General features: G+C 29.2%; 25 protein-coding genes. 11 read left to right on the forward strand and 14 right to left on the reverse strand.

The genetic code is table 11. The annotated features are described in order from the left end of the window. The first annotated feature begins 368 nt into the window (after window positions 1-368). The 7 genes from WC168_RS04190 to mreC are packed head-to-tail and all read left to right on the forward strand — an operon-like array spanning window position 369 to window position 6,820. Window positions 369-1,442, forward strand: a complete 1,074-nt coding sequence (locus WC168_RS04190; protein WP_279135694.1) for an epoxyqueuosine reductase QueH — start codon at window positions 369-371, stop codon at window positions 1,440-1,442. Further along, window positions 1,439-2,482 carry a lipid-A-disaccharide synthase gene (gene lpxB / locus WC168_RS04195; RefSeq protein WP_279135691.1) on the forward strand — a complete coding sequence of 348 codons (1,044 nt, stop codon included), beginning with the start codon at window positions 1,439-1,441 and terminating at the stop codon, window positions 2,480-2,482. Before WC168_RS04190 ends, lpxB begins: the two co-directional genes overlap by 4 nt. Before the next feature lie 50 nt (window positions 2,483-2,532). Continuing rightward, window positions 2,533-2,976, forward strand: coding sequence for a 3-hydroxyacyl-ACP dehydratase FabZ (gene fabZ / locus WC168_RS04200; RefSeq protein ID WP_066162250.1), 444 nt, complete (start codon window positions 2,533-2,535; stop codon window positions 2,974-2,976). Window positions 2,977-2,987: 11 nt separating this feature from the next. Further along, entirely contained in the window at window positions 2,988-3,791 is an 804-nt protein-coding gene (lpxA, locus tag WC168_RS04205; RefSeq protein WP_066162248.1) for an acyl-ACP--UDP-N-acetylglucosamine O-acyltransferase, read from the forward strand. Further along, window positions 3,784-5,007: an ATP-dependent Clp protease ATP-binding subunit ClpX gene (gene clpX, locus WC168_RS04210; RefSeq protein WP_066162245.1), complete on the forward strand. Its 1,224-nt coding sequence runs from the start codon at window positions 3,784-3,786 to the stop codon at window positions 5,005-5,007. The genes lpxA and clpX overlap by 8 nt, the downstream gene beginning before the upstream one ends. A gap of 3 nt (window positions 5,008-5,010) precedes the next feature. After that, window positions 5,011-6,048, forward strand: a complete 1,038-nt coding sequence (locus tag WC168_RS04215; RefSeq protein WP_109065686.1) for a rod shape-determining protein — start codon at window positions 5,011-5,013, stop codon at window positions 6,046-6,048. 7 nt (window positions 6,049-6,055) lie between these two features. Beyond that, window positions 6,056-6,820 (forward strand): rod shape-determining protein MreC, encoded by a 765-nt coding sequence (gene mreC, locus WC168_RS04220; protein ID WP_066355797.1) that lies wholly within the window; start codon window positions 6,056-6,058, stop codon window positions 6,818-6,820. On the opposite strand, the gene ribE is transcribed toward mreC, so the two are convergent. Continuing rightward, on the reverse strand, window positions 6,817-7,425 hold the full coding sequence (gene ribE, locus WC168_RS04225; protein WP_066350483.1) for a riboflavin synthase: 609 nt from the start codon (window positions 7,423-7,425) through the stop codon (window positions 6,817-6,819). The genes mreC and ribE overlap by 4 nt on opposite strands. Window positions 7,426-7,531: 106 nt before the next feature. Between ribE and mnmG the strand changes: the two genes are divergently transcribed. Further along, the gene (gene mnmG, locus WC168_RS04230; protein ID WP_372617711.1) at window positions 7,532-9,400 is read left to right on the forward strand and encodes a tRNA uridine-5-carboxymethylaminomethyl(34) synthesis enzyme MnmG; all 1,869 of its coding nucleotides are present in this window, start codon (window positions 7,532-7,534) and stop codon (window positions 9,398-9,400) included. 14 nt (window positions 9,401-9,414) lie between these two features. Here the strand turns inward: mnmG and WC168_RS04235 are convergent, their stop codons facing one another. From WC168_RS04235 to WC168_RS04280, 10 genes are all read right to left on the reverse strand, one after another. Next, a complete protein-coding gene (locus tag WC168_RS04235) occupies window positions 9,415-10,140 on the reverse strand; it encodes an AMIN domain-containing protein (protein ID WP_066162232.1) in 726 nt (241 codons plus the stop codon). After that, the gene (locus WC168_RS04240) at window positions 10,137-10,379 is read right to left on the reverse strand and encodes a septum formation initiator family protein (RefSeq protein WP_066162230.1); all 243 of its coding nucleotides are present in this window, start codon (window positions 10,377-10,379) and stop codon (window positions 10,137-10,139) included. Before WC168_RS04240 ends, WC168_RS04235 begins: the two co-directional genes overlap by 4 nt. Beyond that, window positions 10,379-11,659, reverse strand: coding sequence for a phosphopyruvate hydratase (gene eno / locus WC168_RS04245; RefSeq protein ID WP_372617713.1), 1,281 nt, complete (start codon window positions 11,657-11,659; stop codon window positions 10,379-10,381). The genes WC168_RS04240 and eno overlap by 1 nt, the downstream gene beginning before the upstream one ends. Window positions 11,660-11,765: 106 nt before the next feature. Next, entirely contained in the window at window positions 11,766-12,635 is an 870-nt protein-coding gene (locus WC168_RS04250; RefSeq protein WP_066162227.1) for a biotin synthase, read from the reverse strand. Beyond that, window positions 12,625-13,137 carry a YfcE family phosphodiesterase gene (locus tag WC168_RS04255; RefSeq protein WP_372617715.1) on the reverse strand — a complete coding sequence of 171 codons (513 nt, stop codon included), beginning with the start codon at window positions 13,135-13,137 and terminating at the stop codon, window positions 12,625-12,627. Before WC168_RS04255 ends, WC168_RS04250 begins: the two co-directional genes overlap by 11 nt. Then, complete coding sequence (topA, locus tag WC168_RS04260; RefSeq protein ID WP_372617717.1) at window positions 13,138-15,471, reverse strand: type I DNA topoisomerase; 2,334 nt, start codon at window positions 15,469-15,471, stop codon at window positions 13,138-13,140. A gap of 85 nt (window positions 15,472-15,556) precedes the next feature. Next, entirely contained in the window at window positions 15,557-16,342 is a 786-nt protein-coding gene (locus WC168_RS04265) for a UDP-N-acetylmuramate dehydrogenase (RefSeq protein WP_372617719.1), read from the reverse strand. Further along, window positions 16,342-17,217 carry a menaquinone biosynthesis family protein gene (locus WC168_RS04270; protein WP_372617721.1) on the reverse strand — a complete coding sequence of 292 codons (876 nt, stop codon included), beginning with the start codon at window positions 17,215-17,217 and terminating at the stop codon, window positions 16,342-16,344. Before WC168_RS04270 ends, WC168_RS04265 begins: the two co-directional genes overlap by 1 nt. Further along, window positions 17,204-17,989 (reverse strand): hypothetical protein, encoded by a 786-nt coding sequence (locus WC168_RS04275; RefSeq protein WP_372617723.1) that lies wholly within the window; start codon window positions 17,987-17,989, stop codon window positions 17,204-17,206. Before WC168_RS04275 ends, WC168_RS04270 begins: the two co-directional genes overlap by 14 nt. An 11-nt stretch (window positions 17,990-18,000) precedes the next feature. After that, window positions 18,001-19,734, reverse strand: coding sequence for an ATP-binding protein (locus WC168_RS04280; RefSeq protein WP_066162206.1), 1,734 nt, complete (start codon window positions 19,732-19,734; stop codon window positions 18,001-18,003). Between the two features lie 113 nt (window positions 19,735-19,847). Here WC168_RS04280 and WC168_RS04285 point away from each other — a divergent pair, with 113 nt between their 5' ends. Then, complete coding sequence (locus WC168_RS04285; RefSeq protein WP_372617726.1) at window positions 19,848-20,459, forward strand: tetratricopeptide repeat protein; 612 nt, start codon at window positions 19,848-19,850, stop codon at window positions 20,457-20,459. A 3-nt stretch (window positions 20,460-20,462) separates the two neighbouring features. Then, window positions 20,463-22,091 carry a C4-dicarboxylic acid transporter DauA gene (gene dauA, locus WC168_RS04290; RefSeq protein ID WP_372617728.1) on the forward strand — a complete coding sequence of 543 codons (1,629 nt, stop codon included), beginning with the start codon at window positions 20,463-20,465 and terminating at the stop codon, window positions 22,089-22,091. Window positions 22,092-22,102: 11 nt separating this feature from the next. On the opposite strand, the gene nfo is transcribed toward dauA, so the two are convergent. Beyond that, window positions 22,103-22,948, reverse strand: coding sequence for a deoxyribonuclease IV (gene nfo, locus WC168_RS04295; protein ID WP_372617730.1), 846 nt, complete (start codon window positions 22,946-22,948; stop codon window positions 22,103-22,105). A 107-nt stretch (window positions 22,949-23,055) separates the two neighbouring features. Between nfo and WC168_RS04300 the strand changes: the two genes are divergently transcribed. After that, window positions 23,056-24,402, forward strand: a complete 1,347-nt coding sequence (locus WC168_RS04300; RefSeq protein ID WP_372617732.1) for a sodium-dependent transporter — start codon at window positions 23,056-23,058, stop codon at window positions 24,400-24,402. A 36-nt stretch (window positions 24,403-24,438) separates the two neighbouring features. Here the strand turns inward: WC168_RS04300 and recA are convergent, their stop codons facing one another. Further along, window positions 24,439-25,488 (reverse strand): recombinase RecA, encoded by a 1,050-nt coding sequence (gene recA / locus WC168_RS04305; RefSeq protein ID WP_066350438.1) that lies wholly within the window; start codon window positions 25,486-25,488, stop codon window positions 24,439-24,441. 93 nt (window positions 25,489-25,581) lie between these two features. Continuing rightward, the gene (locus tag WC168_RS04310; protein ID WP_066162194.1) at window positions 25,582-25,770 is read right to left on the reverse strand and encodes a hypothetical protein; all 189 of its coding nucleotides are present in this window, start codon (window positions 25,768-25,770) and stop codon (window positions 25,582-25,584) included. Window positions 25,771-25,829 lie beyond the last annotated feature (59 nt).

The following is a 25,829-nucleotide window of genomic DNA, read 5'->3' on the forward strand; positions in this document are numbered from 1 at the left end:
TTTAAAAAACTATTTTCATACTCTTCATTTAAATTCTCTTTATTAAATCTCTTTAAATCTTGACATTTAAAAACACCTTTACAAATTTTATCATTATAAATATCTACATCAAAAATTAAATTTCCCAAACTAAATACTTGAAGTTTAGTATAGTTCTTATATTTATAAATAAAACCTCTATCATGAAATTTTATATTTGGAGTTTTAAAAAGTATTGTTACACTATTTGATGATATTTGAGGCTCTTTTATACTACATGCTGTAAATATTGAAGCAATAAGAGATATTTTGATGATATTTTTGATAAGAAACCCTTTATTAAAATTTTTTTAACTATAATTATACCTTATTTTAAAAAAAGGACAAAATTGTTAGTACATATTTGTTGCTCTGTGGATAGCCACTATTTTTTAGAAAGAATTCAAGAAGAGTTTCCAAATGAGAAGCTTATTGGATACTTTTATGATCCAAATATTCATCCATATAGTGAATATAGACTTAGATATTTAGATGTTGAATACTCTTGTAAAAAATTAGGAATTACACTTATTGAAGGACCATATAACCTTGAAGAGTGGTTAAAAAAAGTAAAAGGTATGGAGCATCTTCCTGAAAAAGGAGATAGATGTACTGTTTGTTATGATGATAGGCTTGAAAACAGTGTAAATAAAGCTATTGAGTTAGGTGAAAGTAGTTTTACTACTACTTTGTTGATATCTCCAAAGAAATCTCAAGAAAAGCTTGAAATTATTGGAAACTATTTAGAAAACAAAACAGGTATAAAGTTTATTTTTAAAGATTACAGAAGTGGAAATGGAGCTCAGATTCAAGGGTTAAGAGTAAAAGAGAATAGTCTTTATAGACAAAATTATTGTGGATGTCTATTTGGACTATCTTCTCAAAGAGAGCATCAAAAAAAGATTATGGATGAGATGTTTAATCCTATTTCAAATCAAATCTTACCAGAATCAATTGAACAAAGATTAGAGCTATATAAAAAAAGAGATGAGTTTGAAAAGAGCAATAAAGAGTATAAAATAATTAAACAAAGATTTTTAAACTATAGATTACTAAGTGGAAAAGTTGTAGTAAATAATGAGCCTATCTCCTCTTATATTTTTGCCTATTCAACAATAAATAAAAATCAAACAAGTTCAAAAATAGATTATGTAAAAGATGGAATTAATTATTTAGTTAAAGATGAAGTGAAAATTATTACTATTGATAAGTTTAATGAAATCTCAAATAGTAGATATAAATCAACAAAAGAGTTGATATTTAATCCACTTAAATTTGAAGATGAGATTATAGTTAGAAATAAGATATTAAACAATCCTTTTGATTTAAGTGCTTTGATTGTTGTTGATAAAATTATTGATGAAAAATATGAGATTTTTATAAATAGTATTATTTATGAAGATATAAAAGAGGAGATAATATGAAAATTTTAGTAAGTGCAATGGAAGCATCATCAAATGTTCATTTAAAAGAGTTAAAAAAATATTTAGATGATAGTGTAGAGTTTGTTGGTGTTTTTGATAAAGATTTAGGAAATCCTCTTTATGATTTAAGTCATTTGGCAATTATGGGAATAGTTGATGCTTTAAAAAAACTCAGATTCTTTTTTCGTCTTAGAGATGAGCTTGTAAAGTTAGCAAAAGATTGCGACAAAGTTCTTTTGATGGATAGTAGTGGATTTAATCTTCCATTGGCAAAAAAATTAAGAGAGGTTTATCCAAATAAAGAGATTATTTACTATATTCTTCCACAAGCATGGGCTTGGAAAAGAAAAAGAGTTAAAATTTTAGAAGCAACTTGCTCAAAGCTTTGTTCTATTATTCCCTTTGAAAGTGAGTTATATAGTAATAAAGATAAAATAACTTATGTAGGGCATCCTTTATTGGATGAGATAAAAGAGTTTAAAAAAGAGCTTTTAAAAACAGAAAAAATTGTATTTATGGCTGGAAGTAGAAAAACAGAGATAAAAAACTTAATGCCTATATTTAAGGAGTTAATAAAACATATTCCAAACAAAGAGTATGTGTTAGTAATTCCATCAAAATTTGATGATAATTATATAAAAGAGATTTATGGAGATATTAGCGAATTCACAATATCAAAAGATGCTCACAAATCACTTTTAGAAGCTGAATATGCATTTATTTGTAGTGGAACAGCCACACTTGAAGCAGCACTAATTGGAACTCCTTTTACTCTTGCTTATATTGCAAAAAAATTAGATTTTTTTATTGGAAGAATCTTTGTAAAACTTCCTTATGTAGGTCTTGCAAATATATTTTTTGAAAAAATGTACAATAGACCACTTCATAGCGAATTTTTACAAAAAAATGTAACTGTTGAAAATTTATTAAATGACTATAAAAATATGAATAAAGAAGATTTTTTTCAAAACTCTAAGCTTTTAAAAGATTATTTAAAAGAGGGAAGTTCTCAAAATGTTGCAAAGATTATAAAAAACTAAACTTCTTTTAGATATAATCTTTAGCAATTTTCAATTTTTAGGATAAATATATGTTTGATATTATGCAAATTCAAGAGATTTTACCACATAGATACCCACTACTATTAGTAGATAGAATTACAGATATGGAAGAGGGAAAAGTTATAAAAGGATATAAAAATATCTCTATTTCTGAACCAGCATTTCAAGGACATTTTCCAGGTCATCCAATCTATCCAGGTGTTATGATTCTTGAGGGTATGGCACAATGCGGTGGAGTTTTAGCACTAAAAAGTTCAGGTTTAAGTGATGAAGAGCTTAAAAATAAAGTTATCTATTTTATGAGTATTGACAAGGCTAAATTTAGAAATCCTGTTCGTCCTGGAGATAGATTAGATTATGAATTAACAGCAATAAAGATGAAGAGTACTTTAATGGTTTTTGAAGGTAAAGCTTATGTTGATGGTAAACTTACAGCTGAAGCTGAATTTAAAGCAATGATTGTTGATAAATAATTAGGAATAAAATGAATAATATTCACAAAACTGCCATTATAGAAGATGGTGCAAAACTAGGGAACAATGTAACAATTGGTGCATATACAATAATTGGCAAAGATGTTATTATTGGTGATGGAACAATAGTGGATTCTCACTCTTTAATAACTGGAAAAACAACAATTGGAAAAAATAACCATATATTTTCTCACGCTTCAATCGGATCAATTCCTCAAGATTTAAAGTTTAACAATGAAGAAGAGGTTGAGCTAATAATTGGTGATAACAATAAAATTAGAGAGTTTACACTTTTTAATCCAGGAACAGTTACTGGAAATATTAAAACTATTATTGGAAGTAATAATTTATTTATGGGTTATGTTCATGTGGCTCATGATTGTATTATTGGAGATAACTGTATATTTGCAAACGGAGCAACGCTTGCTGGTCATGTTGAGTGTGAAGATTTTGTTGTAGTTGGTGGATTAACACCAATTCATCAATTTTGTAAAATAGGAACACAAGCTATGGTTGGAGGAGCTAGTGCTGTTGCTCAAGATATTCCACCATTTTGTTTAGCAGAGGGAAATAAAGCAACAATTAAAGGTTTAAACTTAGTTGGACTTAGAAGAAGATTAGATAATAAAGATGATATAAATGCTTTAAAACATGCTTATAAAGTTCTATTTAGTATGGGAAATCCACTTCAAGAGGCTGCTAAAAATCTTTTTGAAAATGATTCAAATGAGTTAGTTAAAAAACTTGCAAGTTTTATAATTGAAACAAAAAGAGGAATTCCTTTTGAGAGAAATTTAAAGAGTGAAAATGAGTAAAATAGTTTGTGATTTTTGTGGAGCAAATGATACAAAAGCAAATCCAATAATAACTGGAGATAATGCTTGTATATGCAAAGCTTGTGTGGGTGCTGCTTACGATATTATGAATACACAATTAGATGATATCTCTATTAAAAGTGAAACTAAAATAAAACCAGAAGAGCTAAAAATAAAAACTCCTTCTGAGTTAAAAGCAATTTTAGATGAGTATGTTATAGGACAAGAGAGAGCTAAAAAGGTTCTATCAGTTGCTGTTTATAATCACTATAAAAGAATTTTTAGAAAAGATGAGTTAGGTGATGATATTGAACTTAATAAATCAAATGTACTTTTAATAGGACCTACTGGAAGTGGAAAAACTCTTCTTGCTCAAACAATTTCAAAATATCTTGATGTTCCTTTGGCAATTGCAGATGCAACTAGTTTAACAGAAGCTGGATATGTTGGAGATGATGTTGAGAATGTTGTAACAAGATTAGTTCAAGCTGCTAATGGAGATATACAAAAAGCTCAAAGAGGAATTATTTTTATTGATGAGATAGATAAAATTGCAAGAATGAGTGAAAATAGAAGTATTACTAGAGATGTTTCAGGAGAGGGAGTTCAACAAGCACTTTTAAAAATAGTTGAGGGTGCTATAGTAAATGTACCTCCAAAAGGTGGTAGAAAACATCCAGGACAAGACTCACTTCAAGTTGATACAACAAATATTTTATTTATTTGTGGTGGAGCTTTTGATGGGCTTGAAGATATTATTAGAAGAAAACAGGGTTCTAATGTTTTAGGATTTAATCAAGATAAAAAAACAAAATCAGATGCAGACAAGCTTATTTCAAAAGTTGAAACAGATGATTTAGTAAAATATGGTTTAATTCCTGAGCTTATTGGAAGATTGCATATGATTGCAACTTTAAATGAGATTTCAAAAGAGGATATGGTTCATATTTTAACTGAACCAAAAAATGCTTTAATCAAACAATATATAAAACTTTTCTCTATGGATAAGGTAGATTTAGAGTTTGATAAAGATGCTTTACTTGAACTTGCTGATTTAGCAATAAAACGAAAAACAGGGGCTAGAGGACTTAGGTCAATTTTGGAAGATATTATGCTTGATATTATGTTTGACCTTCCAAAATTTAAAAATAAAAAAATTACAATTACAAAAAAGGTTATTCTAAAAGAGGAAGAACCAAAAGTAAGCAAAGGATAACAAATGATTTTAGATAAACTAATCGGATTTTTTTCAAGTGATATGGCGATAGATTTAGGAACTGCTAACACTATTGTTTCTGTAAAAGGTAAAGGTATTATTATAAATGAACCTTCTGTTGTTGCTGTTCAAGTTGATAAACAAGGGAAAGATAAAATTTTAGCTGTAGGTCAAGAAGCTAAAAGAATGCTTGGAAAAACACCACTAAATATTCAAGCTGTTCGTCCTATGCAAGATGGAGTTATAGCTGATTTTGAGATGACTGAGAGAATGATTAGATATTTTATCGAAAAAGCTCATTCAAGAAAATCATTTATTAGACCTAGAGTAATTATTTGTATTCCTTATGGAATTACACAAGTTGAGAGAAAAGCTGTTGAAGAGTCGGCTATGAGTGCAGGAGCTAGAGAGGTATTTTTAGTTGAAGAGCCAATGGCAGCAGCTATTGGAGCTGGAATTCCAGTAAGTGATCCAGATGGTCATGTTGTTGTTGATATTGGTGGTGGAACAACTGAGATTGGTGTTACATCTTTAGGTGGATTAGTTTTATGTAAAAGTGTAAAAGTTGGTGGAGATAAAGTAGATAGATCTATTGTTGAGTATGTAAGACAAAACTATAATCTATTTATTGGTGAGAGAACTGCTGAAACTATTAAAATAGAAGTAGGAGCTGCTGTTAAGTTAGAACCTGAGCTTAAAATTCAAATTAAAGGTAAAGACCACTCTGGCTATCTTTCAACTATTGAGTTAGGAAGTGAAGGTGTTAGAATTGCTATAAAAGAGCCTCTAAAAGAGATTGCAAGTGCAATTAGAAGTGTTTTAGAAAATATGCCACCTGATTTAGCTGGAGATGTTGTTGATAATGGAATTATAATAACAGGCGGTGGAGCTTTGATTAGAGGAATTGATAAATACCTATCTGAGATTGTAAAGATTCCAGTAAGAATTGCAGAAGAGCCACTTTTATCTGTTGCATATGGTACAAGTCAAGTATTAGATGAGCCAGAACTATTAAAAATTATAGAAGAGATGAAAAACTAATTTCTAAATGAAGAGATTTTTATTTCTATCTTTATTTATCTTTGCAGGATTAATCTATTTGTTTGAAGTAGATGAGTATATTTCAAAACAGTTTGGATTTTTTGCAGGGTTAAAAAACTCTTATATAAATGGTTATATAAATTTTTCTCAAAATATTAAAAACCATTTTAATCAAGAAGCTTTAATAAAAGAGCTTCAATCTGAAAATTTAAAATTAAAAGAGTATAAATATCTATATGAATCAACAATTTCAAAAATAGATTCATTAAAAGAGTTTTTAATAAATGTTGAAATACCAAATATAAATGCAAAAATTGATATTGTAAGAGTTTTGTCTTATATAAATTTTGATGACTTTACAACTGTTTTAATTGATAAAGAGTTAGATGAAAAAATAGTTGGTTTAATCTCTGAAAATTATGCTGCTGGGATAGCTTTAAAAAGAGGAGCTAAAAATATTGGACTTTTAAATGGAAATGAAGATTGTACATATGCAGTTTTTATTGGAAATAGCAAAAGTTCTGGAATTTTAACATCAAAACAGAGTGATGATAAACTTTTACAAGTTAAATTTATACCAATTTGGGCAAATATAAATATTGGTGATGAGGTAATAACATCTGGACTTGATAATATCTTTTATGAAGGACTTAGAGTTGGAAAAGTTGTTGAGATAAAAGAGTATCCTGATATGAAAGTAGCTACAATAGAGCCTTATGCAAAACCTCTTGAAAAAAGATTTTTTTACACTTATGAGGAAATTTTAGATTAGTAAGCTGCCATAATTCTATCAACATCACTCCACGATAGATTATCTTTTTTATTAAACATATTATAAATATATCTAGCAAACATATCTGTTTCAATATTAACTTTACTTCCTACTTTATAATTTCTAAAAAGTGTATTTTGAATTGTGTGAGGAATAATTGTAAGTCTAAAACTACTTTTTAAAACTTCATTTATAGTTAGTGATACACCATCAATTGCAACACTACCTTTTGGAATCATATATTTTAAAAACTCTTTAGGTACTTTGATATAAAAATCTGTTGAATTACCATTTTTATCTATTTTTTCAACTGTTCCAACACAATCAATATGTCCTTGAACAATATGACCTTCAAATCTATCGCCCATTTGCATTGCTGGTTCTATATGAACTTCATTTTTATAATTTTCTAGTGCTAAAATAGAACTACTTTCAGGAGATAACTCTACACTAAAATTTTTATTTCCTATTTTTATAACAGTTAAACAAGCTCCATTTACAGCAATAGAATCTCCAATTTTAGGTATATATTCTGCTTTTAGAGTTAAAATATTATTTGAAAAGCTCTCAACCTTTGCCATCTCTCTTATTAAACCTGTAAACACTTAAAAAACCTTTAGATAAAATTTGGTTATAATAGCCAAAAATTCATAAGAAGCTAATTTTAACTCTTATTTAAAAATTCTAATACTCTTTAAAAAGGAAAATTAAATGCAATACGATATAATCGTTGTTGGTGCTGGTCATGCTGGTATTGAAGCAGCATTAGCAGGTGCAAGACTTGGTAAAAAAACACTATTAATAACAATGCTAGTTGAGCAAATTGGAGCGGCTAGTTGTAATCCTGCAATTGGAGGTTTAGCAAAAGGACATCTTGTAAAAGAGCTTGATGCTCTTGGTGGAGAGATGGGACTTTGTACAGATGCCTCAGGAATTCAATTTAGAGTTTTAAATGGCTCAAAAGGAGCTGCTGTTCAAGGAACAAGGGCTCAAATTGATATGGATGAGTATAAAGAGTATATGCGAAAAGTTTGTCACAACACACCAAACTTGGACATCTATCAAGATGAAGTAACTTCTTTAATAGTTGAAAATAGTGAAGTTTTAGGAGTAAAAACAAAACTTGGAGAAGAGTTTAGATCTTTAAAAACTATTCTTACAACTGGAACTTTTATGAGAGGTTTAATTCACATTGGTGAAAATACTTATGAAGCTGGTCGTGCTTGGGAGTTGCCATCTACTACTCTTTCAATTCAACTAAAAGAGCTCGGATTAAATGTAGGAAGACTTAAAACTGGAACACCTTCAAGACTTGATGCAAATAGTATTGATTTTTCAGTAATGGAGACTCACGGTGGCGATGTAAAACCTACACCATTTTCATTTAGAACATCAAAAAAAGATTTTAATCCTACACAATACCCTTGTTATGTAACTTATACAAATTTAAGCACTCATGAGTTAATTGCTGCAAATTTTCATAGAGCTCCAATTTATACAGGACAAATTCAAGGTTCAGGTCCAAGATATTGTCCTAGTATTGAAGATAAAGTTAAAAGATTTAGTGAAAGAGAGAGACATCAACTATTTTTAGAGCCACAAACTGCTAAGTGTACGGAGTATTATATAAATGGTATGTCAAGTTCACTTCCTATTGAGATACAAAAGCAAATGATTGCTAGCGTAAAAGGTTTAGAGAATGCAAGAGTTATAAGATATGGATATGCTATTGAGTATGATTATGTTGATCCAACAGAGTTAAAACACACACTTGAAACAAAAAAGATAAAAAATCTTTATCATGCTGGACAGATAAATGCAACAACAGGATATGAAGAGGCTGCTGCTCAAGGGTTGATGGCAAGTATAAATGCATCTTTAACAATAGATAATAAAGAGCCTTTTATTTTAAGACGAGATGAGGCATATATTGGTGTTTTAATTGATGATTTAGTTACAAAAGGAACGCACGAACCATATAGAATGTTTACAAGCCGTGCTGAGTATAGACTTCTTTTAAGAGAAGAGAATGCAGATATAAGACTTAGCCAATATGGTCATGAATTAGGACTTATAGATGATGAAACATTTGCAAAAGTAGAAAACAAAAGAAAAGTTCTTGAAGATGCAATTAATTATATGGCAAATACTTGGATAACTTCTAAAAAAGAGACTTTGGAACTTTTAGAATCTATTGGCGAAGAGAAAATAAATGATAAGGTTTTACTGGTTGATTTAATAGGAAGAAATACAATAGATATTGAAAAATTAGATATTTTGGTTCCTAGTTTAAAAGAGCTTGATGATTATTTAAAAGAGCAAATAATTGTAGAAGCGAAATATTATAGATATATTCAAAAGCAACAAAAACAGATAGAAAAAATGAAGAAAATGCTAAAACTAAATATACCTGAAAACTTCTCTTACAAAGGACTTCCAGGGCTTTCAAATGAGGTTATAGAGAAACTTGAAAAGCATAGACCACCAACTTTATATAATGCAAGTTTAATATCTGGAGTTACACCAGCTGCACTTGATATTATACATTTAAATTTGAATATGTTTTTAAAACAAAAGTAGATAGTTTTATCTATCTACTTTAAAGAGATTGTAATATTTCCCGTAGTTACATCTACATTGTATTTAGATGGATTATCGCTAAGTTCTACAGCAACTCTAAAGAAACCTGCATTTTTATGATTTCCTACTGTTAAGCTTTTGAAATTTGTATCCAAAAAAGTCTCTCTTTGTGTTGCAAAGTCAGTTTTTGCTTTGAAATCAAATACAATTTTATTCTCTTTATCAAGGTTAAACTTTTTTGTAACCTTATAATCAGTCATAATATGAAGTTTATTATCAGCAATTGATATTTTTAAAAAAGGTAAAACAGTTTTTTCAATACTAAATGTTCTAACACTCTCTTGAGTAGTTTCATCTTCACTAAGTACATCTGCTCTAGGTTTTACAAAAACAACTTGTTCTGGCTCTTTTTTAATATTTTCAAGCTCTTTTTTAATATTTTCAAGCTCTTTAGCTTTTTGTTCATTTTGTTTGTTTGTTTTTGAAATTATTGCATCAAGCTCTTTTTTAGTAACAACTTTCTCTTCAGGTTTTTTTACAACTGGTGCTACTTTCTCTTTTGGTGAAGTTTTTTCATCAATCTCTTTTTGGATTTTTTGAATATACATCTCTTCTTGAATAGACTCTTTAATCTCTAGGCTATTATCAACATTTTCATTATAATTTGAAAAAGGGTTTTCCCTAGCTTCTAATGAGATTGTTAAAACAGCTAATAACAAAATTTTAGGTAATTTTTTCATTCTTCTGGCTCCAAGTTTTTAAGTTCAAAATACTCTTTTTGTAATCTAGCATTTTCTTGTTGTAGGCGTAAATTTTCACTCTCTAAGTATACTTTTTTATACTTTAATGAATTATAAACTTTAAGAGAATTATCTCCAACTAAAAGAAGATTTGCAAAGTGATATGCAAGAAATATTGTAAATAGTGCCAAAAATGTGGCAAAAACTATAAATCTTGCTTTCTCACTTAGTTTTTTCATTATTTTTTAGAGAAAGGTTGTTTCCCTAAATATTCACTATAAGCAATCTCTGAACCAATTTCAAGAAGTCTATTGTATTTTGCAATTCTATCACTTCTTGCTGTGCTTCCTGTTTTGATTTGACCACAATTTAATGCAACAGCAAAATCAGCAATAAATGCATCTTCACTCTCTCCACTTCTATGACTCATAATACAGTTGTAGTTATTTCTTTGAGCAAGTCTGATTGTTTGCATTGTTTCACTTACACTTCCAATTTGATTTGGTTTGATTAACACTGCATTTGCAATCTGTTTTTTAATACCTTCAGCAACAATAGCTGCATTTGTAACAAATAGATCATCTCCAACTAATTGAACTTTGTTTCCAAGTTTTTCAGTTAGGATTTTCCATCCATCCCAATCATCTTCACTTAAACCATCTTCAATTGAAACAATTGGATATTTAGAGCATAAATCAGCATAATAATCAACAAGCTGTGCTGAAGTTAATTCTCTATTTTCACCTTTTAAAACATATTTTTTTGTTTTCTCATCAATTAACTCACTAGCTGCAACATCAAGAGCAATAGATATTTGCTCACCAGCATTATATCCAGCTTTTTCAATTGCACTCATAATAACTGAAATTGGCTCTTCGTTTGATTTTAAATTTGGAGCAAATCCACCCTCATCACCAACTGCTGTACTTTCACCCATTGCATCAATAATTTTTTTAAGGTGTTGATAAATCTCTGCAACTGCTCTTAAACCTTCATTGAAGTTTTCAAAACCTGTTGGCATAATCATATACTCTTGAAAATCTACAGAGTTATTTGCATGCTCTCCACCATTTATAATATTAAACATAGGAACTGGCATAGTCATAGCATTTGCTCCACCAAGATATCTATAAAGTGGCATATTAAGTGAAGTTGCAGCTGCTCGTGCTACTGCCATAGAAACACCTAAAACAGCATTTGCTCCAAGGTTTGAGTAGTTGTTTGTTCCATCAATTTCTTTCATAATTGCATCAATTTCAGCTTGATTAAATGGACTTTGTCCAATTAACTCATCTGCAATTTTTGTATTTACATTTTCAACAGCTTTTAGAACACCTTTACCTAAAAATCTATTATCCCCATCTCTTAACTCTAGGGCTTCTCTTTTTCCTGTACTTGCACCACTTGGAACTATTGCATTTGCTTTTGTACCATCACTTAAAATTACAGTTGCTCTAACAGTTGGATTTCCTCTTGAATCCATAACTTCATCAGCATAAATATTGTCAATATATACCACAAGGTCTCCTAAATTAAATTTTTTTGCTACGATTATATCTAAAAAAAAATTGGGATTTCCTTTATTACTTATATTTAAATATATAAAGGAAAAAGTTTAAAAAACTCTATTTTTCGTCTGGCATTAAATGCATATGTTTAGCAATTTTGAAACCAAGTTTTTCAAGTGCTTCAACATCATCTTTTGGAGTTTTTCCAGCAGTTGTAAGATAATCTCCAATTACAAAAGCGTTTGCTCCACGCTTAAAAATCTCATATTGTCTATCACCAAACATTAACTCTCTTCCACCAGCAACCATTATTTTATGTGCATTTGGAATCATTTTTCTAGCAAGTTCTACTAACTCAAAAGCTTGTTCAATATCAATTGAATTTTCAACTATTGGTAGAGCTTCATTTGGGTGAAAGAAGTTTAAAGGTACATTCATAGGATCAAGTGAGTTTATAGCTTCAAGCATAGATACTCTATCTTCTTGAGTCTCTCCCATTCCAAAAATTCCACCACAAACAAGTTTTAATCCAGCCTCTTTTACATTTAGACAAGTTTGGTATCTCTCATCCCATGTGTGAGTTGTACAGATTGTTGGATAAAAATCTCTTGAAGTCTCTAAATTATGGTTATAGTTATCAACCCCAGCAGCTTTTAGCTCTTTTAGTTGCTCAACAGTTGCAATACCATTACAAGCAATTAATCTTAATCCTAAATTTGCAGCTTTAACAGCTTTTGCAGCCTCTGCAATAAATTTTGTTTTTTTATCTGTAAGACCAGCTCCAGCAGTAACCAAACAAAATCCAACAGCTCCATTTGCTCTTGCAACTGTTGCCTCTTTTACAATTTGTTCAATACTTTTTAGTTTATATCTTTGAATATCGGCTTTATATTTTACGCTTTGTGTACAAAATTTGCAATCTTCGTTGCAAGTACCGCTTTCAACATTACAAATAGCACATAAAAAAATCTCTTCATTATTGTTCATATCTAAACTCTTCTTTCATAAAATTATCTTCATCTATTTTTTTAAAATATCTTGTGATTATATACTCATTTGCATTAATCTCTAGTTTTGCACACTCTATAAACTCTTTTTCCCTAGCACAAATTTCACCAGGATTTAAAAATAGTTTTTTATTGATATATTCGTAACTAAACTCATGCGTGTGACCAAAAATTATGATATCTGTATCGGGAGTTAAGTGCATTGGAAGGTGCATAAGTTTAAAACTTTTATCTTCTATTTTAAAATAATATGGCTCTTTTTTTATATTGTAGTTGTTGCTAAATTCATAAAGATTTTTATCATTATTTCCAAAAACACAAATATATTTTAATCCACAATTTTTCAAAACTTCTAAAGAATCAACTGTGCAAATATCTCCTGCATGAATTAGATACTCGCAATCCTCTTTTTTTAAAAATTCAATAGCACTCTTTAAATAATCTACTTTAAAGTGGCTATCTGAGACAATGGCTATTTTCATCTACTCTTTTTTAGCCTTAGTAGTTTTTTTTGTAGTTGTACTTTTTGAAGCTGTTTTTCTAGCAGGTTTTTTAACCCCCTTACTATCTTTTTCAATTATTTCCAAACACTCTTCTAAAGTAAGATTTGAAGCCTCTTTTGTTTTTGGTATTTTGAAATTCTTTCTACCTTGTTTTATATATGGTCCATATTGTCCATCTAAAACTTGAATTTTCTCTTTTTCAAACTCTTTTATTAAGGCTTTACTTTTAGCCTCATCAATCTCTTTTATAATCTCTTTTGCCCTTTGCTCATCTACCGTATAAGGGTCATCAGTTTTTAGTGAATAATATTTTGTTTTAACTTGTAAATATGGACCAAATCTTCCAATATTTGCTTTAATCTCATTTCCACTATCATCAACTCCAACAACTCTTGGAAGATTGAATAAAAATAGTGCTTCTTCAAGTGTAATAGTATCCATATTTAGTTTTTCAGGAATTGCCACAAATTTTGGTTTCTCTTCATCATCTTTTGTACCAATTTGAACAAAAGGTCCAAATCTTCCAACTCTTGCACTTACAGGTTTTCCAGATTTTGGGTCAATTCCAAGCTCTCTTACTTGTGAATAATCAGATTTACTAATATTCTCCTCTTTATCTTTTATAGTCTCTTTAAAATCACCATAAAAGCTTCTCATTACATCAACCCAAGCTTTTTTACCTTCGGCTATATCATCAAACTGCTCTTCAATACGCGCTGTAAATCCAAGGTCAATAATGTTTGAGAAGTGATCAGTTAAAAAACTATTTACAATCTCTCCTGTTGGTGTTGGAGCTAATTTTTTATCTTCGGTTTTTACTACATACTCACGCGCTTGAATAGTTGAAATTGTTGGAGCGTAAGTTGAAGGACGTCCTATTCCTTCACTCTCAAGTTTTTTAACCAAAGAAGCTTCAGTGTATCTTGAAGGTGGTTTTGTAAAGTTTTGTTCACTACTTAAATTTTCTATCTCTAAAACTGTTCCGATCTTGATATTTGGTAATATTTTTTCAGCACTATCAAGTGCAGCTTCAGGATTATCACTACCTTCTGTATAAGCTTTCATAAATCCAGCAAAAATAATTCTTTGACCTTTTGTTTGAAATTCAAACTCTTTATTTTTTCCTGCTTCTATTTTATATGTTGTATTTGCAATTTTTGCAGTAGCCATTTGAGTAGCTATTGTTCTTTTCCAAATTAAACTATAAAGTCTATATTGAGAAGGATCTAAATATGCTTTTACATCAGATGGTTTTAGACTCATATCAACAGGTCTTATAGCTTCGTGAGCCTCTTGAGCACCTTTTGCTGTTGATTTAAAAGCTCTTGGTTTTGCTAGTGAGTAATCTTTTCCATACTCATCTTCAATAACTTTTTTAGCAGCAGTTGTTGCAACAGTTGATAAGTTTAATGAGTCAGTTCTCATATAAGTTATTAAACCACCTGTATGATTTGGAATATTTGCAACATTTCCTTCATATAGCTGTTGAGCTATCATCATAGTTTGAACAACACTAAGACCTATTTTTCTACTTGCTTCTTGTTGTAGTGTTGAAGTTGTAAATGGCGGAGCTGGATTTCTAGTGCTCTCTTTCTCTTCAATATCTACAAGTTTGTATGAACCACTATTCAAAGAGTTTTCAATATCTCTTGTCTCTTTTTCATTTTTTACTTTGATATTTTTGCCATCTTTTTTTGCTAATTCGCTTGAAAGTTCAGGGTTTATAAAATCTGCTTTTATTTTCCAATACTCTTCAGGAACAAAAGCTCTAATTTCATTCTCTCTATCTACAATTATTTTAACAGCTACACTTTGAACTCTTCCAGCACTTAAACCATATCTCACCTTTTTCCACAATAGTGGTGAAAGCTCATATCCAACAGCACGATCTAGTATTCTTCTTGCTTGTTGAGCATCTACAAGATTTTGATCCACATCTCTTGGATTTTGTAAGGCTTTAAGTATTGCATCTTTTGTAATTTCGTGAAAAACTATTCTTTTTATTGGATTTTTTTCAATTTTAAGTGCAGGAATCAAATGCCAAGCAATAGCCTCTCCCTCTCTATCCTCATCGGCCGCTAGGTAGATTGTTGTATCTTTTGAGATCTGTTTTTTTAAATCAGCTATGACCTTTTTTTTATCAGCACTTACTTGATAGTTTGGTTTAAAGTTATCATCTGGATCAAATCCTAAAGTAGATTTTGGCAGATCTCTTACATGCCCCATAGATGCCATAACTACATAATCTGGACCTAAAAATTTTGATATTGTTTTTGCTTTTGCTGGTGATTCCACTATTACTAAATTTTTCACTTAAATTGCCTTCATATTTTCTAAAAGTGTGCATTCTAACATAAAAAATGTAAGGTTTTCTTAATAGTATGAATTTTAATCTAGCTTATTCAAAAATTATAATCTCAGTTTCCAATTCTATATCAAACTGCTCTTTTACTTTTTGTTTTGCTAGATTTATCAAAGTTATCGCTTCATCAAATGTACCATTTCCGTGATTTACCAAAAAATTTGCATGAGTATTTGAAAACTCCATATCTCCTATCTTTTTACCTTTTAATCCAACAGCTTCTATAAGTCGTCCTGCAAAATCACCTTTTGGATTTTTAAAACAGCTTCCAGCACTAGCAATTTGTGGTTGATTATCTCTCATTTTCACAAACTCATTTTGCATCTCTTTACTAAAACCTTTTTGGATATTAAAAACTGCTTCATAAATAATAGAGTCGATATTTGTATGCCTATATGAAAAATCTATATCCTCTTTTTTTATATATCCATCTTTTGTTTTTATTGAGTGAAGATAGTTGAAAATTTCCCACTCTTTTAATCCAGCATTCATCTTTACAAGTCCACCAATATTTCCTGGTAACTTTGCCAAAAACTCCAAAGAGGCAATATTATTTTTTCTTGTATATGTAAGAAGTTTTCCACTACTAGTAGCACAACCCACATATAAAAGGTTATTTTCCTCTTTGATATAATCAAACGCTTCACCCAAAATTGCAAACTTTTTTTCACATTTTGGTGAAATAAGTAAATTATTTCCACGACCAATTATTTGAAAATCACTATAATCGCCTATTTCATTTATTACTAAAACCTCTTTTCTACAACCAATATGTATAGAAGAGTATCTTTTAAAATCAATTTCTTTAAAGTAGTTTTGCATTAGCTATTTCTTAAATCTTTGTACTCGCTTGGAATTGTAAAATCTTGTGAACGAAGAAGATTTTGATAGTGACCACTTTTGTAACCCAATTCAAATAGTTTATCTATAGCTTTATATTGAATTTCGCTTAATTTTACAGAGTTATCATTTGCATATAGGTCTAAATATTTATCAAGTGTAGGTGCATCAACTCTTATTAAACCTTTTTCAAGCAACATTACAGCTAAAGTTTTTCTATTTTTATTTGCTACATCAACTGCTTTTATAAGTGCATTTTCATATTTTATAGCATCATTAAGTGGAATTGAACGACGAAGACACATTCCACCAAGAGGAAGTGGTAACTCTTCACCATCACATAGCTCTACCCAAATATCCCAAATCTCACGCTCAACTTCAAGAACACTGCTATAAGTTAAAATTGATTCATGAATTAAAACTCCAGCATCAACATCACCATTTATTACAGCATTTTCAATATCTAAAAAGTTCATATAAGTAACTCTTGCATCTGGATAAGCTATTTTAAATAAAAGTGCATTTGTAGTAAACTCTCCACTAAGAGCTACTTTAAAGTTTCTCTTTAGTTTAGCTCCTTTTTTCTTAATCAATTTTGGACCGTACCCTTCACCAAATGAAACAGCAGTTTTAAGTAAGGCAAAATCATCTTTAACAAAAGGATACAGAGCAAAAGATATTGCACAAATATCGTAAACTCCTTTTAGTGTGGCTTGATTTAAAGTCTCTATATCAAGTGCAATATTTTCAAATTTTGTATTCTCTATACTAATCCAACCAAATTTAATAGCATAATACATAAAAATATCATCAGCATCAGGTGAGTGACCTACACTAATAGTTTTAATTTGTTGCATTATTTTGCTCCTTTGTAAGTACTATTTTTCTAAATTTATAAGTTGAGATATCTTCATTTATTAAAGCTATTGTTCCTAAAAGATTTTTATCTAAAACTACTTGTTTTTTAAATTCTTTGTTATCGCAACTAAAAGTTACAAAATCATTGTTTGCTAATTTTGCAACATTTAAAAAAGTTTGACTTGCAATAATTTTTGAATCATCTTCTAAACTATTTTTTCCTAAAAAATAAATAACAGTTCCATTAAAACTCTCAAGATTTTTAGGTTCAACTAACTTCTCTTCTGAACTATTTTTTACCATATTTTCTAACTCTTTTGAAGTAAAAATAGGATTCAAATCTGTATATTTTTCTATATTTTTTATTAATTGAACAATATTTTCAATACTTTTGTGATTTAGTAAATCATCTCCTAAAATCAAAGCTTTTTTTAAAGACTCTTCATAAATTTCAAAAGCCTCTTCAAACTCATCTTCTCCAGCACTACTTTCAGCAGATAAATAGCCAATATCAAGCTCTTCTAAATAGTTTGAAATAATCTTTTTATCTTTTGAAAAAAAGTATAAAATTAGGGCTAAAATAGCCTCTTCACTTCCAACTTCATATTTTATAAATGAGTTATAAAAATCTTTCAACTCATATTTATCTATTGGGTGCATATAGATTATTTTAGCTTGATTTTTTGAAGAGTTTTTTAAATCTTCTAATATCTTTTTATCTTCAAAAAATGTTCCAAGAGTTAAAATAAAATCGTAACTATTTAAATTCATATCTATCCTTATTAAAAAAATCCTACTTTTATATCGCTGTCAAACTGACCCTTTTTCTCTTTTGTAATCTGCTCTTCAAAATCTTTTAGAGTAAATATTGCATTTTCGCTAATTGCTAGTTTGTAAGCTGTATTTTTAATTACAAGCTCAATTTGTCCACCTGTTAACTCATGTTGTGCAATTTTTTCAAAATCAAAATCTTTTTCCAAAGGTAAAGTCTGTGGAATTAGTTTTTTCCAAAGCTCAACTCTTTGCTCTTTATTTGGTTTTACAAACTCAATTTTATAGTTAAATCTTCTTGAAAATGCCTTATCAAGATTTTCAAGCAAGTTTGTAGTTGCTATTAAAATTCCATCAAATTTTTCAATCTGTTCTAAAAATATATTTTGCATTTGATTATGCATCTTATCAGCACTACTTCCTGCACCACTACTTCTTGAACTTAAAAATTGATCAGCTTCATTTAAAAGTAAAACAGGTTCACTTTTCGTCTGCTCTTTTATCTCTTTATATTTATCAAAAATATTTCTAACATTTTTTTCACTCTCACCAATGTACATTGATAAGATTTTAGAGCAATCAAAGCTTAAAACCTCTTTTTTTAAAGATTTTGCCAAAGCTAAAGCTGTTATTGTTTTTCCAGTTCCAGCGTGTCCATAGAATATTATTTTTGCCTCTATTCCTCTTTTTTTATCTTTTATTCCCCAAGTTTTAAGTCTATTTATAACACTTTTATCAACTTGTTTTAAAAGATTATTTAAAGTCTCTTTTGTTTTTGGATTTAAAACAACATCATCTAAGTTTTTAGTTGTAGTGCTTAATTCAAAAATCTCTTGCTCTTTTATTATTGTTTCAAGTTTAATTTTTGAAACAGGTGAACCTTTTTTGTTTGGATGAGAGATTTTGTATAAAATCTCATCAGGAATATAGAAATTTCTATTTATTCCTCCAAAAGGAGTTAAAACTTCATCATAATCAATTAAATTCTTTGATACCAAAGTTGAACTCTCTTCAAGCAAACTTCTATATTTTATCTTTTCATAATCATCATTTGATACAAGTTCAAGAAGATAGTTCATCTCTCTTAATGTTCCATCTCCACCGCTATACTCCTCTTTTAATAGTGCCAAAAATAGAATTTTTTCTTGTTCATCAAGATTATGCTCTTTAAAAAACTCCTCAAGAACTATCTTATTTGTAGTTGCATTTATTCTCTCTTTTATTCTATTTTCTACTAGTAGAAGTTTGTTTTTAAGTCTACTTGAACTAGGTGAGTTTATATCAAAATTTCTTTTTACACTATTTAGTTGTTGAGTTATATCTATTTTTAAAAACTGGTCTTGAAGATACTCTAAATGGTCACTATAATCTTTTATTTCAGGTAAAACAAACTCACTACTTCCACTTTCAAGCATCTTTAAATAAGAGCTAGACAAGCAAACACTTGTGTTTATAAGCTCAAACTTTGAAGCTTCGTTTAGTTTTACTTGGTCAAAAGCTATTTGAACAATCCAACCAAACTCTAAAAGAGATTTTATAATGTTTAATTTCTCTAAGTGCTCATATTTTTCAATACTATAAAATTGACCTAAAATATCAATTACACTTAAAACATCTCTTCCGTTCATATACTCTTTTGAGAGATATTGAAGGATTTTTGCCTCTTCAACACTACATTTTAATTGATTAAAAAAGTTTGTTTTCTCTATATCTTTTGTTTTTAAAAAATCTATTACCTCTTGCATAAAGCTCCGTAAATTTAAATAATATTAAGTTTATATGGTATCTTAAAACTTCTTAACTACAAATGAATAAAAAAATGCTAAAATCTTAAGATATTTTTTTTTGGAGTTTTATTATGCAGAGTTTTTTAAAAATTTCCTCTATTTTTATTATATCTTTGCTTTTTTTTGCCTGTTCTTTACACTACAAAAGCGATAAAGATTTACAAAATGAGCTAGATATTGCAAATAGTTGTAAAAATAAGAGCTTAAAGCTTGAGATGAGTTGCTATGATTTAATAGCATATAAAAGTAGTTTCGCAAATATAAGGTTAGGAATTTATGAACTTAAAACTGGTGAGTCAAAATCTGCTAAAAATAGATTTGAACTTGCAAAACAAAGTGGAAATTTCTATGCAAATGCCTTACTTTCAAATTTGTATGAAAATGGTGTAGCTGTTCAAGAAGATAGCCAAATGGCTATAAAGCTTCTACAAGATGTTGAGTATTTAGATCCAATTGCAGCTTATAAAATATCTTTTTACTATTTTTCAAATGATAATATAAAAAAAGGAATAAAGCTTTTAGAGTTTGCAGCTAATAGTGGAGTTAAAGAGGCTCAAAAAGAGTTGGTTTTGATATATACAAATAATCAATATATAAATGAAGATAGCGAAAAATCTATGTATTATGATACATTGTATCAGGATAAAAAAGAAGATTTTTCTATAAAAATCTACGGGAAATAGAAGATGATACGAAGTAATATCTTCTCAGGTCTTACTGTTGGAATTATTGCATTGCCTTTATCAATGGCACTTGCTATTGCAACGGGAGTTCCACCTGAACTTGGACTTTATACAGCTATTGTTGCTGGTGTTTTAGCAACTGTTTTTGGAAGTAGTAAGGTAAATATTTCAGGACCAACTGCAGCTTTTATTGTAATTTTAATTCCAATAGTTCAAGAGTTTGGAATTTCAGGGCTTCTTCTTTGTGGACTTATGTCAGGAGCTATTTTAATCTTAATTGGACTTTTTAAGCTTGGAAATTTAATAGAGCTAGTTCCATATCCTGTAACAGTTGGGTTTACTTCAGGAATTGCAGTTGTAATTGCAACTTTTCAAATAAAAGATTTTTTTGGTTTAACAATTGATAATTTTACAGGAAGTTATATTGACAAGCTTCTTTTACTTTTTAACTCATTTTCTACATTTAATATTTATGAATTTTTAACAGCATTTACAACACTTTTAATATTGATTTATTGGAGAAAAACAAAAAGTAAAATACCAGCAGCTTTGATTGCTTTGGGATTTATTACTTTGGTTGTTGCTTATGTTAATTATAAGTTTGGATTAAATATTTCAACAATTCACTCAACTTTTTCATATAGTGTTGGAAATTTGCAAGGAAGTGGAATACCTCCTGTTCCTTTACAATTTACTCTTCCTTGGGGATTTCTAGCTCCACATGAGATAAATTTAGATCTTATAAAAGCTCTATTACCTCATGCAATTGCAATTGCAATATTAGGGGCTTTGGAGTCACTTTTATGTGCAGTTATTAGTGATGGTATGACTGGAAATAAAACAGATCCAAATAAAGAGTTAATTGGTCAAGGAATTACAAATATGGTTGTGCCATTTTTTGGAGGAATTCCAGCAACTGCAGCAATAGCAAGAACAGTTGCAAATATAAATTCAGGTGGAACAACAAAACTATCTTCAATAGTTCACTCTCTTTTTATCTTAGTTTCAATTTTATTTATAGCTCCATATATCTCATATCTTCCAATGGCTGGATTATCAGCACTTTTACTTATGGTTGCTTGGAATATGAGTGAAGTTAAACACTTTATAAATATCCTAAAAACTGCTCCAAAAGATGATATTTATGTTCTTTTAGCTTGTTTTAGTTTAACAGTTTTAATAGATATGCAAGTTGCTGTTGCAGTTGGAATTGGTCTTGCTTCTGTGTTATTTATAAAAAGAACGATTGATTTATACTCAATTGAGCTTGTAAGTGAAGATTTAAGTTTACATCCCAATTTGCCAAAAGATGTTTTAATATATGATATAAATGGTCCTATGTTTTTTGGTGCTGCTCAAAAAGCTATGAAAATTCTTTTAAACTCAAGTGATAAAAGAGATATTGTAATTTTAAATATGAAAAATGTATCTTTAATAGATATGACGGCAATGGTTGCACTTAAATCTATAATCGATAGTTTTGAAACAAAAAATAAGAAGCTAATACTCTCAGGTTTAAATAGTAGAGTTCAAAGAAAGATAGAGAGACATATGGATTATGTTACAACTTTTTCAAATATAAATGATGCAATAGAGTATGCAAAACAGTTAAATAAAGTTTTAGAAGAGTAGGAAGTTTACTTCTACTTCTTCATAAAGCTATATAAAGTTTCAATCTCTTTTGCCCAAATAGACTCATCAATAGTCTCTAAAATAAGTGGAATATCATCCATTCTTGAATCGTTCATCAAAAATTTAAATGAATCCCAACCAATTTGTCCAGCTCCTAAACTATCGTGTCTATCAACACGACTTCCAAGCTCTGGTTTTGAATCATTTATATGCATTCCACTTAAATACTCAAATCCTATAATTTTAGAGAATTCATCCCAAGTTTTATCATAAGCTTCACGCGTTCTTATATCATAACCAGCTGTAAACATATGACAAGTATCAATACATACTCCAACTCTACTTTTATCTTCAATTTTATCAATTATATAAGCTAGATGTTCAAATTTATATCCAAGATTACTTCCTTGCCCAGCTGTGTTTTCAAGTACAAGTTTTACACCTCTAGTTTTATCAAGAGCATAGTTCATAGATTCTGCAATATTATTTAAACACTCCTCTTCACTAATCTCTCTTAAATGACTTCCTGGATGAAAATTTAATCTATCTAAAGCTAAAATTTCACATCTTTGAACTTCATCAATAAAACTATTTAAAGATTTCTCTCTAGCCTCACTATTTGGATGTCCAAGATTTATCAAATAAGAGTCGTGAGGTAAAATATGTTTTGGTTCTATTTTTGATTTTTCTAACTCTTTAAACCATAAATCAATTGTTTTATTATCAAGAGCTTTTGCGCTCCATTGTCTTTGATTTTTTGTAAATAGTGCAAAAGCTTTTGCACCAATTTCAACAGCATTTTTAGGAGCATTAAAAACTCCTCCACTAGCACTTACATGCGCACCTATAAATTTCATAATAACTACCTAATAGATTTTATTTTCATTATATCCAAGATATAGTTAAGTAAAATTTATAATTGAATTTTAGATAAAATCTATTTTCAATAATAAAAAGGATTTTTTTGCATAAAAATAGATTTTCAAAAATAGGATATGTTTTAGCGATTGCAGGGAGTGCAATTGGACTTGGTAATATTTGGAAATTTCCATATATAACTGGAGAAAATGGTGGAGGAGCTTTTGTTTTAGTATTTTTGCTTGCAGTTTTTACAATTGGAATTTCAATCTTTATAGCTGAGGTTATTTTAGGAAAAATAGTAAAAAAGGATGCTGTTACAACTTTTGAAGCTTTAGCTCCAAAAAAGCATAAATATTTTAAATATATTGGATTTACTTTTATAACAGGAGTTTTAATAATATCTTTTTATCCAATAGTAATAGCTTGGATTTTGCACTATACGGTATTAAGTTTTACATCACTTCCTACAACTGTAAATTTAGCAGAAGAGTATTTTTTAAACTACTCTCAAAATAGTTTAGGCTCTCAAATTTTTTATTTTAGTTTTATTTTTGGTCTAATTATATTTATTATCTCAAAAGGTGTAAAAAAAGGGATAGAGAGATTAAATAATATACTTGTTCCTGCACTATTTATTATATTTATTGTAATGTTTTTTTACTCTACAACTTTAAGTGGATTTTCAAAAGCAATGGAGTTTATGTTTAAAGCAGATTTTGAAAATTTTGATACAAATTCAATACTAATAGCAGTTGGTCATGCTTTCTTTTGTCTATCTGTTGGAGTTGTTACTATTTTGACATACTCTGCATCAATTAGTGAAGATACACATATTTTAAAAGCGACTATGTTTGTTGTAATTATGGATGTATTAACTGCTTTTGTCTCTGGATTGATTATTTTTACAATAATTTTTAGTGCCGATGCAAATGTTGATAAAGGTGTAGGATTGGTATTTATAACTCTTCCTGCAATCTTTTATGAGATGGGATTTGCTGGAACTATTTTTGCAATATTTTTCTTTCTTGCATTGGCTTTTGCTGCTATTACTTCAGCTGTTTCTATGATAGAACCAGCAATTATGTATCTAATTGAAAGAAGAGGGTTTAAAAGAGTAAAAGCAACTTTAACAGTATCATCTTTTGCTTATATTATAGGATTTATAGCAATTTTATCCTTTTCAAATGAGTTTAAAGAGTATCTTATTTTTTATGAAAAATCACTCTTTGAGTGGTTGGATTTTTTTACTTCAGCAATATTAATGCCACTTGGTGGAATTGCAATTTCAATTTTTGTAGCTTTTGTAGTGGATAAAGAGATAATTAAAAAAGCATTAGTCCCATATTTAGGAGAGTTCTTATTTGCACTTTGGCTTATAGTTTTAAAATACATAACACCATTTGCTATATTTGTTTTGATGTTAAAAGAAGTAGGAGTTGTAAGTTTTTAAGAAGTTTGAGACAATTTAAAATTGTCTCAAAAAGTATTAATCTTCTAAAGAAGAGCTATCCTCTTCACTATCATCGCTTCCTGTAATAATTGCATCATTTATTCCCATAGAGTTTAAAATTTTATCTTCAATCTCTTTTGCAATAGCTGGATTATCTCTTAAGAAGACTTTAGAGTTCTCTCTTCCTTGACCAATTTTTGTATCACCATAGCTAAACCAAGCTCCAGCTTTATCAATAATATCAAGTTTAACACCATAATCAACAAGCTCACCAGTTTTTGAGATACCTTCTCCAAACATAATATCAAACTCAGCTTGTTTAAATGGAGCCGCAACTTTATTTTTTACAACTTTTACTTTTACTCTATTTCCAATTGAGTTCTCACCCTGTTTTAAAGTTGCAATTCTTCTAATATCAAGTCTTACAGATGAGTAGAATTTTAAAGCATTTCCACCTGTTGTTGTCTCTGGGCTTCCATATCCTGTCATTCCAATTTTCATTCTTATTTGGTTAATAAAAATAACTGTACAGTTCATTTTGCTTAAAAGTCCAGTTATTTTTCTTAAAGCTTTACTCATAAGTCTAGCTTGAACTCCAACTTGCTGATCATCCATATCACCATCAATTTCTACTTTTGGTGTTAAGGCAGCAACTGAGTCCACAACAACTAAATCAACAGCACCACTTCTAATAACAGTTTCAAGTATCTCTAAAGCTTGCTCTCCAAAATCAGGTTGAGAAACAAGTAAATTGTCTGTATCAACTCCAATATCTCTTGCATATTTTACATCTAAAGCATGCTCAGCATCTATAAATGCACAAACTCCACCCGCTTTTTGAGCTTCTGCAATTGCGTGAAGTGTTAAAGTTGTTTTTCCAGAACTTTCAGGTCCATAGATTTCAATGACTCTTCCTTTTGGTAAACCTCCAACACCAAGAGCTAAATCAAGACCAAGTGAGCCTGTACTAATAGCTTCAGTTGGAATTACCTCTTTATCTCCTAATCTAATAAGCGTACCTTTTCCAAAAGCTTTGTCTATTTGTTTAATAGCAAGTTCAAGTGATTTTTTTTGATTTTCATCCATGATTTTTACCTCGTTTTTTGATTTTTCTTTTTATGCCGAAATCTTAGCACAATTTTTTAAAAGTTCTTAAAAATATTACAATTTGCAATATTTTTACTCTTTATTTAAATTTTGAATAGTCTCAATTACCTTTATATGGGCTTTTACTCTTTGTTGCATAGTATGAGATTTTATATGTTTTGCTAATATTTTTGTATATTTTTTATAATTTCTTGAATCTTTTTGTAAAGTTGCAAGTTTTTTTTGAATTTTTAAAATATTTTCAGGTATTACTTCTCTCATCTTCTCTTTTTCCGTAAAATTTGAGTTTATTATTACATAATTAAATAAAATATTAAATA

The sequence above is a fragment of the Aliarcobacter sp. genome (assembly GCF_041672065.1).
GTDB classification, from domain to species: domain Bacteria; phylum Campylobacterota; class Campylobacteria; order Campylobacterales; family Arcobacteraceae; genus Aliarcobacter; species Aliarcobacter skirrowii.